This is a genomic window from Streptococcus mitis, assembly GCF_001579045.1.
In the GTDB taxonomy this organism is placed as follows: Bacteria; Bacillota; Bacilli; order Lactobacillales; family Streptococcaceae; genus Streptococcus; species Streptococcus mitis_D.
The window spans coordinates 329,836-344,821 of sequence record NZ_KQ970261.1; the positions used below are offsets into that span (position 1 = coordinate 329,836).

The following is a 14,986-nucleotide window of genomic DNA, read 5'->3' on the forward strand; positions in this document are numbered from 1 at the left end:
CTAGCTATCAAATTCACTGAGATACTCATAGCGGTCGTATTTTTCAAGGAGTGCTTCGTTTTTCTCATCTAGCTCTTTTTGGAGAGTAGCCAGCTTACCAAAGTCAGAGCCATTTGCCTGCATTTCCTCTTCAATAGCAGCGATACGATTTTCCAAGGCTTCAATATCACCTTCAATGCTTGCCCACTCCTGCTTTTCTTGGTAGGTCATGCGTTTCTTGTCTTCACGAACCTTGACCACTTTCTCCTTTTCAGCCTTTTGCACTTGATTGGCCATCTCTGTTTCAAAGGCTTTCTCATCAAGATAGTCGGTGTAATGACCAAAGAAAGGACGAATCTTGCCATCCTCAAAAGCGAGAATCTTAGTCGCTACCTTATCCAAGAAGTAGCGGTCGTGACTAACCGTCAAAACAGGTCCCGCAAAGCCTTGCAAGAAATTCTCCAAAACTGTCAAGGTTGCAATATCCAAATCATTTGTCGGTTCATCCAAGAGAAGAACATTTGGTTTTTCCAAGAGCAGTTTGAGAAGATAAAGACGTTTTTTCTCTCCCCCTGACAATTTCTCAATCAAGGTTCCATGAGTCGAACGTGGGAAGAGGAACTGCTCCAGCAACTCTGCAATCGAAGTCGTAGAACCACCGCTGGTCTTGACCTCTTCTGCCACTTCCTGCAAGTAATTGATCACTCGCTTGCTTTCATCCAAGCCCTCAATTTGTTGAGAGAAATAGGCGATGCGAACAGTTTCCCCAATCACAACTTGTCCTGCTGTCGGCTCAAGAATGCCTGCAATCAAGTTAAGGAGAGTTGATTTCCCAACACCGTTGTCCCCAACGATTCCGATACGGTCTTTAGCCTGTACCAAGAGATTAAAATCTTGCAAAATGGGCTTGTTTTCATAGGCAAAGGAAACATCCTGAAACTCGATGACTTTCTTCCCAATCCGACTGGTTTCAAAGTTCATGGTCAAGTCTGTCTCAGCACTACTGCCTGAAACTTCCTTTTTCAAGTCATGGAAGCGATTGATACGAGCCTGCTGCTTGGTCGCACGCGCCTGCGGTTGTCTGCGCATCCAGGCCAATTCTTGCTTATAAAGTTGTTCCTTTTTGTGGAGAAGAGCCGCATCGCGCTCGTCCTGTTCCGCCTTAAGGCGAACATAATCCTGATAATTTCCCTGATATTCGGTCAAGCCTGCTCGGTCCAACTCGAAAATCCGTGTTGACAAAGCGTCTAGGAAATAACGATCGTGGGTAATAAAAAGGACGGTCTTCTTGGAATTTTTCAAAAAGAGAGTCAACCACTCGATAGTCGCTATATCTAAGTGGTTGGTCGGTTCATCCAAAAGCAAGAGGTCGTGGTTGCCGAGTAAAACTTGCGCCAACTGGACCCGTCTTCTCAGACCACCTGACAATTCCCCAACAGGAGTAGATAAGTCCTGAATACCCAGCTTGCTAAGAACCGTCTTGACCTGACTCTCAATTTCCCAAGCTTGAAGAGAGTCCATTTCTGCCATGACACGTTCCAAACGCGCCTGCTTGTCCTCACTATAGTTGAGCATGATCAATTCGTACTCACGAATGAGCTGGATTTCCTTGAGGTCGCTAGATAGAACCGTATCCAAGACCGTCTTGTTATCATCAAAATCAGGATCCTGGGTCAAGTAACCAATCTGGTAATCATTTTTAGCTGAAAAAGGACTGACATCCCCATCAAAGCCAGAAACACCAGAAAGGACATCCAAAAGGGTAGTCTTGCCCGTTCCATTGACACCAATCAAACCGATTCTGTCTAGGTCATGGATGATAAAGGAAATATCCTTGAAAACGGTCTTGTCACCGACGGATTTACTTAGTTTTTCAACGATAAAATCACTCATTTTTTCTCCCTCAAGTAAGCATGGATGGCTTGTCGGTCATTTTCCAATGTTCCATCGACAATGGCATATTCAATCTCTGTTAAAATCTCTCCCAAATCTGGGCCCGGCTGATAGCCATATTCCTTAATCAAAATACCGCCATTGATCTGAATTTCTTTCTTATCATGTATAGTCAAGCTCTGGTAAGTTTCTTTGATAGCTTGTGGATTGACTTGTTTTCCTTGAGCCTGACGAAGATTTTCAGCCTGTAAAAGCAAATCCAAGTCAAAGCGGTAACAATCTCGCTTGCTCAATTCTCCTTTTTCACGCAGAGCCAAAATAGTCAGCAAATCCTGAACTTGCTTGGCAAACTGGCGTGAGGTCTTCCAAGCTTTCAAAAATGGCTGCGCATTTTCAATCTCCAAAGCCCACAGTAGAGCCGCCCAGGCTTGTTCAGAGGATTCAAAGGTAAAATCGGTCTCTAACTCAAACAGTCTGTTGAGCTTATCCTGGCTAGATGCCATATCAGGGAGATAATCATAAGCTTGGCTCTCAATCATGGAAGCCAAGCCCCTTCTCCAAAACGGAGCCAGCAAGAGTTTATCAAACTCAACAAAGGTACGCTCCACAGAAATTTTCTCCAAAAGCGGCGTCAAGGTCTTCATAGCCTTAAATGTTTCTGGCTCAAGTTCAAAACCAAGACTGGCCTGAAAACGGAAACCACGCATAATTCGCAGAGCGTCTTCGTTGAAACGTTCACTAGCCACTCCAACCGCTCGCAAAACTTGGTTTTCCAAATCCTCTAAACCATGAAACAAGTCAACAATTTCTCCTGTCTCGTCCAAGGCAAAGGCGTTGACTGTAAAATCACGGCGTTTGAGGTCTTCTTCTAGCGAACGCACAAAGGAGACTGCACTGGGTCTGCGATAGTCCACATAGACATCCTCTGTCCGAAAGGTGGTTACCTCATACTCCTCATCCCCATCTAAAACCAAGACGGTTCCATGCTCGATTCCGATATCAGCTGTTCGCGGAAAAATCTGCTTGGTCTCTTCTGGATAAGAAGACGTCGCAATATCCACATCATGGATAGGGCGATTGAGAAGGGCATCTCGAACAGAGCCCCCAACAAAATAGGCTTCAAAGCCTGCTTCTTTAATTTTTTCTAATACTGGTAAAGCCTTCTGAAATTCAGAAGGCATTTGCGTTAATCTCATAATAAGTGTTCTAATCCATAGACAAGCTCATGACGCTTGACAACTTCTTTAATTCCCAAATTGACCCCTGTCATGAAGGAGCTGCGATCATAGGAGTCATGACGGAGGGTCAATCCTTCTCCCTGATTGCCAAAGATGACTTCCTGATGAGCTACCAAGCCTGGCAAACGAACTGAGTGAATCCTCATGCCATCAAAGTCAGCACCACGAGCACCTGCAATCAATTCTTCCTCATCCGCTGCACCTTGCTGAATAGACTCTCGAACTTCTGCCATCAACTCAGCTGTTTTAATAGCTGTTCCACTCGGAGCATCCTTTTTCTTGTCATGATGGAGCTCGATAATCTCCACATTTGGGAAATATTTAGCAGCCTGCCTTGCAAATTGCATGAGTAAAACAGCACCCAAGGCAAAATTTGGAGCGATTAAACCACCCAAATCTTGGGCACGAGAAAATTCTTTTAGCTCTGCAATTTCTTCACTTGTGAAACCTGTTGTTCCAACTACTGGAGCAAAGCCATTTTCAAGAGCAAAGCGTGTATTTTCATAGGCAACGGCTGGTGTAGTAAAGTCTACCCAGACATCCGCTTCAAAGCCTGCTAAATCAGCCTTATCCTTGAAAACAGGAATACCCTGCCATTCTGACTCAGACTCAAAAGGATCCAAAACTGCTACCAAGTCCAAGTCTGGATCAGCCAAGACCATCTGGCAAGCAGCTTGGCCCATCTTGCCTTTAAAACCTGCAATAATTACTCGAATACTCATCTCTACTCCTGTCTAAGATACAAAGGACGTTAGCTGCCCATAAAAAATAGGGAATGGCGCTGACTTTCCACGAAAGGCAAGACAGACATCTTTTTTCAAGAGGCAGGTAGTCCGTGTTCAATTGCTATGATACAAAGCCTGTAGGAACACAAAGTGAAAATAGAAGTTCTAATCAAGGATTGTCTACTCCTTGGAAGAACTATCTTTTTCAAACAGGGTTCCAGGCGTGTTCATTTGCTAACTTCTTAACTAAGCTAAAAGTCCCAACTAAATCACTGGAATATAACCCAGAGCAATGCTTCCTGCTCCTAGGTGAGTTCCAATGACACTACCAAATGTAGCAAGTGAAATATCTGAACCCACTCCAGAATCAAGCAAGTGCTGACGTAATTCTTCAGCCTTTTCAGGAGCATTTCCGTGAATGACAATGACACGGTATTGGCCTGAAGCTGTGGTTTCCTTGATGATTTCAATCAAGCGCTTGGTTGCTTTCTTTTCCGTACGAACTTTTTCGTAAACCTCAATCACACCTTGGTCGTTGAAATAAAGGATTGGCTTAATGCTAAGCAAATTGCCCAAAATGGCAGCCCCATTTGAAAGACGCCCACCTTTCACCAAATGGTCCAAATCATCTACCATGATAAAGGCTGACGTACGACTGATTTGAATGGCTAGCTTATCCTGAATGATGTCAAAATCATCGCCCTGGCCACGCCAATTAAAGACGCTTTCAACCATGATACCCAGAGGAGCACTTGTAATCAAAGTGTCTGGAAAGGCAATGGTTAAACCCTCATATTCATCTATCATATACTGGATATTTTGGTAAAAACCTGAAATTCCAGAAGATAGGAAAAGCCCCAAGGCATGTGTATAACCTTGTTCTTTGAGCGAAGTTAAGATTTCATCTAACTTGGCAATACTTGGTTGACTAGTCTTAGGCAATTCAGAAGCCTGAGCCATTTTTTGGTAAAATTCCTCAGCAGTCAGATTGATACCTTCGACATACTCCTCACCATCAATATTGACAGGAATATCCAAGACATACAAATCTTCTCTTTGCAAGGTCTCTGCACTGAGATAGGCAGAAGAATCTGTGATAACAGCTAGTTTCATATTAGAACTCCAAATTGATTCCTGGTAAGTCTAATGCAATTTCAGTTACTTCGTAAGTCAAACGGTTGAGCATATTCAAACATGGACGAGCCAAAGTTTCCACTTCTTCTTGGCTCAATTCACTTGGTTCATTGACAATACGGCCATCGATGTGATTTACCTGTGAAATGGTTCCACTGATGACAAACTTATCAAATACAATCATAAAGGTCAAGATGACAATCAAGGAAGTCACTTGATTTTCTTGATCATGTTGGAGCAATTGGAAGTTCACATCCACCTTAGTTTCAGGAGCTCCATTTTCATTTTCCCATTCAAAATTACGCGCATCAAAATGATACTGACTAACAAATTCTTGTTCACGTTTAAGATTCATGTCTTTCTCCCTTGGCTACAATATTATAAGCTATTGTACCATAATTTTTTATTTTCATCTAGTTTTCTAGGATTTAGTCAATCCCGATTTCAGCTCGAACTACGTCTGCGATGGTATCAACATAGTAGTCTACTTCTTCTGTTGTAGGCGCTTCTGCCATAACACGCAAGAGGGGTTCTGTCCCACTTGGGCGAACAAGAATACGGCCGTTCCCTGCCATTTCTTCTTCCATCTTCTCGATGATAGCCTTGATAGCTGGAACTTCCATAGCCTTTTCCTTCATGGCGTTTTCCACTCGGATATTGACTAATTTTTGTGGATAGATGGTTACTTCTCCTGCCAACTCTGACAAGCTCTTACCAGTTTCCTTCATGATTTTGGTCAATTGAACAGCTGATAATTGACCATCACCTGTAGTATTGTAATCCATCAAGATAACGTGACCAGACTGTTCACCACCAAGGTTGTAGCCTGATTTTCGCATTTCTTCAACAACGTAACGATCGCCAACTGCAGTAACTGCCTTGTTAATACCTTCGCGGTCCAAGGCCTTGTGGAAACCAAGGTTAGACATAACAGTTGTCACAATTGTATTTTGGACCAATTGTCCTTTTTCAGAAAGGTATTTCCCGATGATGTACATAATCTTGTCACCATCGACGATGTCGCCATTCTCATCAACAGCAATCAAACGGTCACTGTCTCCGTCAAAGGCCAAACCGATAGCTGACCCGCTTTCTTTGACCACTTCTTGAAGGGCTTCTGGGTGGGTTGAACCAACATTAAGGTTGATGTTAAGACCATCTGGTGTTTCCCCGATAACCGTCAATTGGGCACCAAGGTCTGCAAAGATTTGACGGGCACTTGTAGAAGCTGCACCGTTTGCTGTGTCCAAGGCAACCTTCATTCCTTCAAGAGGAGTTCCAGTTGAAACAAGGTAGCCTTCATACTTACGCAAGCCTTCTGGGTAATCTACCAAGGTTCCCAAGCCTTCTGCACTTGGACGTGGCAGAGTGTCTTCTGCAGCGTCTAGCAAGGCTTCAATTTCTGCTTCTTTTTCGTCATCTAGTTTGAAGCCATCACCACCAAAGAACTTAATCCCATTATCAAGGGCTGGGTTGTGACTAGCAGAAATCATGACACCTGCACTGGCTCCCTCAGTTTTTACCAAGTAAGCTACTGCTGGTGTTGCAAGGACACCAAGTTTGTAGACGTGAATTCCCACAGACAGTAGACCTGCCACCAAGGCAGATTCTAGCATTTCCCCTGAAATACGTGTATCACGTCCTACAAAAACTTTCGGTGCTTCCGTTTCATGTTGGCTAAGAACATAGCCTCCAAAACGACCTAGTTTGAAGGCCAATTCTGGCGTTAGTTCTACGTTAGCTTCTCCACGGACTCCATCAGTCCCAAAATATTTACCCATTTTTATAAAATCCTTTTTCTATTTTTAATTCGTTTTTGAACTAGTTGCTTTCGTTGACGAAGATGTCTCCGACGAACTGCTTGTGCTTGAACTTGGTGCTACTGGTTTTGTAGTGACCTTCATTGTCGTATCAAAGGGAGTAATCACTACTGGTAAGACTACCCCGTTGCGGTCGATTGCCTGCAAAGGTACTGAGCCACTGTAATTACCTGTTATGCGTTCGCTGGTTGGTAAAAGCGCAATAACTTTGTCAATCTTCGCTAATGTTTCCTGATCTGTCGTAACCGAAACGCGTTCATTTGACACGGTTACACTATCAATTTGTAGCTTGGAATCAATCTGGCTTTGGTCAACTTGTGGCACAACAATCATCCCATCTCGCTTAACCTTCTTCCCCACTTTCACTGTGATCTTTTGAGGCGTTGCCACAGCGGTCAATCCACTTGGAAGATTTTCAATGTTCAAAGGAACTTCAATCGTTCCAATACTAGCATCTGTCAAATCCGCTGTCACCTTAAACTTACGAGTACTTTCCTGCATTTCACTGGCCAAGGTCACACGATTGGCACCTGTCAGTACAACTGAAACTTCTGATGCAAATCCGCTAATGAAATACTGGTCATCATCATAGTGAATATCGATAGGAACGTTCGTTATCGTATTGGTGTAGGTTTCTGATTTGACCTGCCTTGCGGTATTGCTATTTTGAAAGTTGGTTGACGTTGCATAAATGAATAAGACACAAGCAAAAAAGAGAGATGAAATGATATATAGACTATTTTTTCTCATATTTCCAACCTCCTAGCAAACGGTCCTTGAAACTGACTTTTTCCTCAACAGCTGGCAGAAGAATTGTTCGTAGCTCTGCTTCAAATTCTTCAATCGTCAAGTCGTGCTTGAAAACACCGTTATAGGTAATAGAAATACCACCTGTTTCCTCTGACACGATGAAGGTCAAGGCATCGGATACTTCTGATAAACCAATAGCCGCCCGGTGTCTGGTCCCAAATTCCTTGGAAATCCCTGTGCTTTCTGTCAAGGGCAGATAGGCAGAAGTTACCGCAATCCGATTTTCTCTGATAATCACAGCACCGTCATGTAGAGGAGTGTTGGGGATAAAGATATTGATGAGGAGTTCTGCCGAAATATTGGCATCCAAGTGAATCCCTGTCGCAATGTATTCTTGCAAGGTCCGAACTCGTTGGATGGCAACAAGAGCACCAATCTTACGAGGACTCATGTATTCAACTGACTTGACAAAGGCACGAATCATTTTCTCTTCTGCACTAATTTGAGTAGTAGAAAAGAAATCTGTCGCCCTTCCCAAGCGTTCCAAACCAGTCCGAATCTCTGGAGAGAAGATGACAACCGCAGCAATAACTCCATAGGTGATAATCTGATTAATCAACCAAGAAATCGTTGTTAAACCAAGGATATTGGCCACGACCTGGGCTAATACAAAAATCAAGACCCCCCGTACCAAAATCATAATCTTGGTACCAGCTATCGCTTTTGTAAAACGATATAAAATATAGGCCACAATCAAAATATCAAACAGATTGATGGCAATACTCCAAGGACTAGAAAACAAGCTAGTCCAATATTGCAGGTTGGATAATTGTTGAAAGTTCATCTGCTGTCTCCTCTCTGTCCAAACACGTTCCTTTCTATTATACCATTTTTCTGACATTTTTTTCCCTATCCTACTTCATTTTAAATTAAGGAAAAATATGATAAAATAAACTGACTAGAAAAAACAAAGGAGAAACCATGTCTCAACTCTATGATATTACCATTGTAGGTGGTGGTCCCGTCGGGCTTTTTGCAGCCTTCTATGCCCACCTACGCCAAGCCAAGGTCCAAATCATCGACTCCCTTCCCCAACTAGGTGGACAACCTGCTATTCTCTATCCTGAAAAGGAAATTTTAGACGTCCCAGGTTTCCCAAACCTGACTGGAGAAGAATTGACCAACCGTCTAATCGAGCAATTAAATGGCTTTGATACCCCTATTCATCTCAACGAAACGGTTCTTGAGATTGAAAAACAAGAAGATGGCTTTGCCATCACAACTTCTAAAGGAAGTCACCTGTCTAAAACAGTTATCATTGCTATGGGTGGCGGTGCCTTTAAACCACGTCCGCTGGAACTAGAAGGCGTTGAAGGCTATGAAAATATCCACTACCATGTTTCCAACATCCAGCAATACGCTGGTAAGAAAGTGACGATTCTTGGTGGTGGGGACTCAGCTGTGGATTGGGCTTTGGCTTTTGAAAAAATTGCGCCAACTACCCTTGTCCACCGCAGAGATAATTTCCGCGCCTTGGAACACAGTGTACAAGCCTTACAGGAATCTTCTGTAACCATCAAGACACCATTCGTCCCTAGCCAACTCCTTGGAGATGGAAAAAGGCTCGATAAACTTGAAATCACAAAAGTCAAATCTGATGAAACAGAAACGATTGACCTAGACCACCTCTTTGTCAACTATGGTTTCAAATCTTCTGTCGGTAACCTTAAAAACTGGGGTCTGGACCTCAACCGCCACAAGATTATCGTCAACAGCAAACAAGAATCTAGCCAAGCAGGTATCTATGCTATCGGTGACTGTTGCTACTATGACGGAAAAATTGATCTGATTGCGACAGGCCTCGGAGAAGCTCCAACCGCTATCAACAATGCCATCAACTATATCGACCCAGAGCAAAAAGTACAACCAAAACATTCAACCAGTTTATAAAAAAGAACCACGAGTCGCATAGGATTCGTGGTTTTATAGTTCACCGGCTATCTTGTTAGCTCATATTTCCCCCTTCTTTAACAAAAATAAAAATGCCTATCAAACTGATAAAACATGTGATATAATAGGGACGGCACTAACAATACGCCTTGGAAAAGGAGGTATTACAGATGCTAGAACTTCTCAAAATAATACTTATCGCAGTCATCGAGAGTATTATCTCATGGCTGGTGACTCGTTGGTTAGACGATCACTTCGACAAGTAACCTTCCTGGTTAGTGCTATCTAACCCAGAAAAAATCCCCTTGGTATTGCAGTACCGAGGGGATTTCTGATAGCACTAAAATGCTAGAACTTCTCAATTCCTCTTTATTATCTCACATGCTCTGTTCAATTGTCAAGAAAAAGGTGCTTTATAGCTTTATAATTCATCCGCTATTTTATTGATTTTTCTAAGTCTGTGGTTGACACCACTTTTGGTCAGAGGGGTACTGAGGCTATCTGCCAACTGTTGGATAGAGTAGTCTGGGTGATGAATCCGCAACTGCGCTACTTCCTGCAAATCCACTGGCAAATTTTCTAAACCCATGATATCTTTGATTTTACTGATATTGTTGATAGTCTTCATGCTTGCAGAAACTGTCCGAGCGATATTAGCTGTTTCGGCATTGTTGGCCCGATTGAGGTCGTTACGAGTTTCTCGTAAAATCTTAACCCGCTCAAAATCATCACGCGCCTGCATGGCCCCAATCACTATCAAGAAGTCCATAATGTCTTCTGCTCGCTGTAGATAGGTCACAGATCCCTTCTTACGCTCAAGTACCTTGGCATCCAGTAAAAACTGCTGAAGAAGGGAGGCAATTCCTTGCGCATGGTCCAAATAAACAGAACTGATTTCCAACTGGTACTTACCTGACTCAGGGTCACGAATGCTGCCATTTGCCAAGAAAGCACCACAGAGATAGGCACGACCTGCTTCCTCGTCTGATAAAATCGCCTCATCAATACCTGTTTCCAGGCCAAAGAAAGAGTCGGCCAAGTGTAAGTCACTCAATAAATCCTGCACCTTTTCATCTGTAAAAACAGTATAGACTCGATTCTTGCGAAGATTGCTCCTCTGGTGGTGGCGAATTTCCGATTTAATTTCATAGAAATGGAGAAAGGACTCATAGAGGTGACGAGCCAGCTTGGCATTTTCTGTCACTACAGATAAAGTCAAGCCTGAAGTTGAGAGACCGATACTGCCAGACATCTTGATAATGGCTGACAATTCATGCCGGCTCAGATGGTGCTGACCTAGGATTTCTTCTTTTACTGCTACTGTGAAACTCATTTTCTCACCTGTATAATCCGCATCAATTCATCCACAATCAAATCCCCATCGTGGAAGGCGCCTCCATTTTCCAGACGAAGGAAGTTGGATGAAATCACGCGCGGAACTTGCTTACAAAGACCAGTAAAATCATGTTCCACCTGCACCAAGTATTCATCAAAACGGTTGGAATTCATGTATTCCTGAGGCACTTTTTCAATATTCACCAAGACAGTATCGATAAAAGGTCGGCCAAGGTGACGATGCAAGACCTCCACATGGTCACTATCTGTAAAGTGTTCTGTCTCCCCACGTTGGGTCATGATATTGCAGACATAGGCGATTTCTGCCTTGGTTTCCAAAAGCGCCTGCCCGATTTCCTTAATCACGATATTGGGCAAAATAGATGTAAAGAGGGAACCAGGCCCGAGGACAATCATGTCACTTTCAAGAATGGTCTGCACTACTCGACGGCTAGCAAGAGGCGTATCATCGTTGAGGGTATTGGTCACATAGACATGGTCAATCATGCCTGGATGGTCTGCAATATGACTCTCTCCAGCCACTTCTGTCCCATCCTGAAAGACTGCATGAAGGGTCAAGGGATGGTCACTGGAAGGATAAATCTTCCCAGTTGTATGGAAAAATTTGCTCAATAACTGCATGGCATTATAGGTTGAACCCTGCATTTCTGACAGACCTGCAATAATGAGATTGCCCAATGGATGGCCAGCAAAGGCTCCGGAATCCTCAGAAAAACGATACTGAAAGACCTTCTCATAAAACTTAGGCATATCCGACATGGCCACAAGAACATTACGAAGATCACCTGGCGGTGTCAATTGTTGCATATTTTTTCGGAGTTCACCTGATGAACCACCATCATCTGCCACCGTTACGATAGCAGCGATTTCCACATCTTTTTCCCGCAGACTTTTTAGAATGACGGGGATTCCAGTTCCTCCACCAATCACCGTTATCTTTGGTTTTCTCATGAACGGTTTACCGTTTCCTTTCTTCGGTCTTTGTCGCGATGCCCTTCATTGACAGGCCAATTCTTGGATAAGTCCTGCGCCAAGCGTTTAGCAAAGGCCACACTACGGTGTTGTCCACCCGTACACCCCATGGCAATGGTTAGTACAGACTTCCCTTCCTTTTGGTAACTTGGCAAAATCGGCTCAATCAAGGCCAACAAATGTTGATAGAAGTCTTCTGACTCAGGATGGTTCATGACATAATCATAAACAGGTTCATCCACACCCGTTTGGTTTCGCAGCTCTGGCAGGTAATATGGATTTGGCAAGAAACGAACATCAAAGACCAAGTCCGCATCAATCGGAATTCCATATTTAAAGCCAAAAGACATGACTTCGATACGGAAAGACTGGGCTTGTTCTTGATCTGAAAACTGCTCTGCAAGGGTTTTACGCAGCTCACGAGGAGTGAGTTCAGTCGTATCCACCACATTTTGACTCATATTTTTCAAAGGTGCCAAGAGCTCACGTTCCAGCTTGATTCCATCCAAAATCCGTCCATCTGCTGCTAGTGGGTGACTCCGTCTGGTTTCCTTGTAACGCGCGACCAATTCCTTATCAGCTGCATCCAAAAAGAGAATTTTGAAGTCCAGTTCTTCCTTGTTTTCCAACTCATCCAAAACAGCTTGAATCTCTGAGAAGAAAGAACGGCTACGCATATCTACTACCAAGGCCAACTTATGGTCGTCTTCCTTTGTTTCCACCAACTGCAAAAACTTAGGCAAGAGAGCTGGAGGCATATTATCAATAGTAAAATAACCCAAATCTTCGAAGGACTGAATGGCTACAGTTTTGCCTGCCCCACTCATCCCTGTCACAATCACCAAGTGAAGTTGTTTCTTTGTCATCTTTTTCTCCTTATATCAAAAGAAGTTTGGCAGAACCAAACTTCAACTAGCTTATCCAATCTCTGCGATGACTTCAATTTCGACTTTTACATCACGAGGAAGACGAGCTACCTCTACTGCTGAACGAGCTGGAAATTCCTCTTTAAAGGCCGTTTGGTAAACCTCGTTAAAAGGAACAAAGTCGTTCATATCGCTCAAGAAACAAGTTGTTTTGACAACATGGTCAAAGTCTGTTCCTGCTTCTGCCAAAATAGCACCGATGTTTTTTAAGACTTGTTCTGTCTGTTCTTGGATAGTCTCTCCTACGATTTCCCCAGTTTCAGGAGATAGGGGAACTTGACCACTAGCAAACAAAAGGTTGCCAACGATTTTTCCTTGAACATAGGGTCCGATAGCCTTTGGAGCTTTGTCTGTATGAATTGTTTTTGCCATTTTCTTTTCCTCACAATTTTTCTAAGATTGCATCCCAAGCCTCATCCATCCCTGCCTTACTGACAGATGAAAAGAGGATAAAGTCGTCACTTGGGTCAAAGTTTAATTTCTTTTTTATTGCTGATTCATGCTTGTTCCATTTACCACGAGGAATCTTGTCCGCCTTGGTCGCCACAATGATAACCGGAATCTCATAGTATTTGAGAAATTCGTACATCTGTACATCATCTGCTGATGGGTCATGACGGAGGTCAACTAGACTAACAACTGCACGAAGATTTTCCCGAGTCGTTAGGTACTCCTCAATCATGCGCCCCCACTTTTCACGTTCCTTTTTAGAAACACGGGCATAGCCATAACCAGGCACATCCACAAAGCGCATCTTGTCGTCAATGTTAAAAAAGTTGAGAAGCTGGGTTTTCCCAGGTTTCCCTGACGTACGAGCCAGATTCTTACGATTCAGCATAGTATTGATAAAGCTAGACTTGCCAACATTTGAACGCCCTGCTAGGGCAATCTCTGGTAGTTCATCCTGCGGATAGTGGGACTTGTTAGCCGCACTGAGCAAGATTTCAGCATTGTGTATATTAAGTTCCATAGTCACCTCTAGGCTGTTTCTAGGATTGGTTTATCCGTTCCATCGACAGCTTCTTTAGTGATGCGGACCAATTTCACATTTTCCTGACTCGGTACTTCAAACATGACATCTAGCATGGTTTCTTCAATAATCGAGCGAAGACCACGCGCCCCTGTCTTGCGTTCGATAGCCTTGTTGGCAATCTCTTGAAGGGCTTCGTCGTCAAATTCCAACTCGACATCATCATAAGAAAGCAAGGTTTGGTACTGTTTGACCAAGGCATTTCTTGGTTCTTTCAAAATACGAACTAAGTCATCAACAGTCAATTGCTCAAGAGCTGCAAAGACAGGCAAGCGTCCAATCAACTCAGGGATAATCCCAAATTTTTGGATATCTTCTGCGATGATTTCTTGCATGTAAGAGCTATTTTCATCGATAGCCTTGTTATTTTGACCAAATCCGATGACTTTTTCACCCAGACGTTGTTTGACGATTTCTTCAATGCCATCAAAGGCACCACCCACGATGAAGAGGATGTTTTTGGTATCTACTTGAATCATCTCTTGTTGCGGATGTTTTCGTCCACCTTGAGGCGGCACGCTAGCAACAGTTCCCTCTATAATCTTGAGAAGGGCTTGTTGCACCCCTTCACCAGAAACGTCACGTGTGATCGAGACGTTCTCGCTCTTCTTAGCAATCTTGTCAATTTCATCCACGTAGATAATGCCACGCTCTGCGCGCTCAATGTTAAAGTCAGCAGCCTGCAGGAGTTTGAGGAGGATATTTTCCACATCCTCACCAACATAACCAGCCTCAGTAAGAGCTGTTGCATCCGCAATCGCAAAAGGCACATTCAAGCTCTTAGCCAAGGTCTGGGCAAGGAAAGTTTTCCCTGAACCAGTTGGGCCAATCATCAAGATATTTGACTTCTGCAAATCCACATCTTCTGACTCTTCACGCGTATCGTGGAAATTGATGCGTTTGTAGTGGTTGTAAACTGCCACTGCCAAGGCACGTTTGGCACGATCTTGACCAATTACATAGTGGTTCAAGATATGGAGGAGTTCGATTGGTTTTGGAACTTCAGACAAGTCTGCCAAGACTTCTTCCGCCAACTCCTCACGAATGATTTCCTGAGCTAACTCCACACATTCATTACAGATAAAGGCGTTGTTACCTGCGATTATTTTTTGTACTTCTTCTTGGCTTTTGCCACAAAATGAGCAATAAACCATCATATCATTATTCCTATTTGCAGGCATGATTTCCTTCCGTTCTATTCTATACTGTCATT

The 14,986-nt window shown here is 43.4% G+C and carries 15 protein-coding genes; 1 reads left to right on the forward strand and 14 read right to left on the reverse strand.

Annotated features, from left to right (window positions below; all coding sequences use genetic code 11):
* The 8 genes from SMIDD28_RS01515 to cdaA all read right to left on the reverse strand — a co-directional run bounded on the left by SMIDD28_RS01515 (nucleotide 1) and on the right by cdaA (nucleotide 8,383).
* The gene (locus SMIDD28_RS01515; protein WP_061424191.1) at nucleotides 1–1,872 is read right to left on the reverse strand and encodes an ABC-F family ATP-binding cassette domain-containing protein; all 1,872 of its coding nucleotides are present in this window, start codon (nucleotides 1,870–1,872) and stop codon (nucleotides 1–3) included.
* Nucleotides 1,869–3,068 (reverse strand): CCA tRNA nucleotidyltransferase, encoded by a 1,200-nt coding sequence (locus tag SMIDD28_RS01520; RefSeq protein WP_081103171.1) that lies wholly within the window; start codon nucleotides 3,066–3,068, stop codon nucleotides 1,869–1,871. The genes SMIDD28_RS01515 and SMIDD28_RS01520 overlap by 4 nt, the downstream gene beginning before the upstream one ends.
* A complete protein-coding gene (gene dapB, locus SMIDD28_RS01525; protein WP_061424194.1) occupies nucleotides 3,065–3,832 on the reverse strand; it encodes a 4-hydroxy-tetrahydrodipicolinate reductase in 768 nt (255 codons plus the stop codon). Before dapB ends, SMIDD28_RS01520 begins: the two co-directional genes overlap by 4 nt.
* A gap of 267 nt (nucleotides 3,833–4,099) precedes the next feature.
* Complete coding sequence (locus SMIDD28_RS01530) at nucleotides 4,100–4,948, reverse strand: DegV family protein (RefSeq protein ID WP_061424195.1); 849 nt, start codon at nucleotides 4,946–4,948, stop codon at nucleotides 4,100–4,102.
* A 1-nt stretch (nucleotide 4,949) separates the two neighbouring features.
* Nucleotides 4,950–5,324 carry a DUF1149 family protein gene (locus SMIDD28_RS01535; RefSeq protein ID WP_001050087.1) on the reverse strand — a complete coding sequence of 125 codons (375 nt, stop codon included), beginning with the start codon at nucleotides 5,322–5,324 and terminating at the stop codon, nucleotides 4,950–4,952.
* A gap of 73 nt (nucleotides 5,325–5,397) precedes the next feature.
* Entirely contained in the window at nucleotides 5,398–6,750 is a 1,353-nt protein-coding gene (glmM, locus tag SMIDD28_RS01540) for a phosphoglucosamine mutase (protein WP_061424197.1), read from the reverse strand.
* A gap of 24 nt (nucleotides 6,751–6,774) precedes the next feature.
* Nucleotides 6,775–7,539 carry a CdaR family protein gene (locus tag SMIDD28_RS01545; protein ID WP_061424199.1) on the reverse strand — a complete coding sequence of 255 codons (765 nt, stop codon included), beginning with the start codon at nucleotides 7,537–7,539 and terminating at the stop codon, nucleotides 6,775–6,777.
* A complete protein-coding gene (gene cdaA, locus SMIDD28_RS01550; protein ID WP_061424201.1) occupies nucleotides 7,526–8,383 on the reverse strand; it encodes a diadenylate cyclase CdaA in 858 nt (285 codons plus the stop codon). The genes SMIDD28_RS01545 and cdaA overlap by 14 nt, the downstream gene beginning before the upstream one ends.
* Before the next feature lie 137 nt (nucleotides 8,384–8,520).
* On the opposite strand from cdaA, the gene SMIDD28_RS01555 reads away from it, so the two are divergent.
* Nucleotides 8,521–9,489: an NAD(P)/FAD-dependent oxidoreductase gene (locus SMIDD28_RS01555; protein ID WP_061424205.1), complete on the forward strand. Its 969-nt coding sequence runs from the start codon at nucleotides 8,521–8,523 to the stop codon at nucleotides 9,487–9,489.
* Between the two features lie 421 nt (nucleotides 9,490–9,910).
* Here the strand turns inward: SMIDD28_RS01555 and whiA are convergent, their stop codons facing one another.
* Genes whiA through clpX form a run of 6 tightly spaced genes read right to left on the reverse strand, consistent with a single transcriptional unit; the run spans nucleotide 9,911 to nucleotide 14,954 of the window.
* Nucleotides 9,911–10,822 (reverse strand): DNA-binding protein WhiA, encoded by a 912-nt coding sequence (whiA, locus tag SMIDD28_RS01560; protein WP_061424207.1) that lies wholly within the window; start codon nucleotides 10,820–10,822, stop codon nucleotides 9,911–9,913.
* Nucleotides 10,819–11,796 (reverse strand): YvcK family protein, encoded by a 978-nt coding sequence (locus SMIDD28_RS01565; protein ID WP_061424209.1) that lies wholly within the window; start codon nucleotides 11,794–11,796, stop codon nucleotides 10,819–10,821. The genes whiA and SMIDD28_RS01565 overlap by 4 nt, the downstream gene beginning before the upstream one ends.
* Nucleotides 11,793–12,683, reverse strand: a complete 891-nt coding sequence (rapZ, locus tag SMIDD28_RS01570) for an RNase adapter RapZ (protein WP_000163055.1) — start codon at nucleotides 12,681–12,683, stop codon at nucleotides 11,793–11,795. The genes SMIDD28_RS01565 and rapZ overlap by 4 nt, the downstream gene beginning before the upstream one ends.
* A 51-nt stretch (nucleotides 12,684–12,734) precedes the next feature.
* Nucleotides 12,735–13,115, reverse strand: a complete 381-nt coding sequence (locus tag SMIDD28_RS01575) for a RidA family protein (protein ID WP_001140420.1) — start codon at nucleotides 13,113–13,115, stop codon at nucleotides 12,735–12,737.
* A 10-nt stretch (nucleotides 13,116–13,125) separates the two neighbouring features.
* On the reverse strand, nucleotides 13,126–13,713 hold the full coding sequence (gene yihA, locus SMIDD28_RS01580; RefSeq protein ID WP_000422410.1) for a ribosome biogenesis GTP-binding protein YihA/YsxC: 588 nt from the start codon (nucleotides 13,711–13,713) through the stop codon (nucleotides 13,126–13,128).
* 8 nt (nucleotides 13,714–13,721) lie between these two features.
* The gene (gene clpX, locus SMIDD28_RS01585) at nucleotides 13,722–14,954 is read right to left on the reverse strand and encodes an ATP-dependent Clp protease ATP-binding subunit ClpX (RefSeq protein WP_061424211.1); all 1,233 of its coding nucleotides are present in this window, start codon (nucleotides 14,952–14,954) and stop codon (nucleotides 13,722–13,724) included.
* Nucleotides 14,955–14,986: the final 32 nt, after the last annotated feature.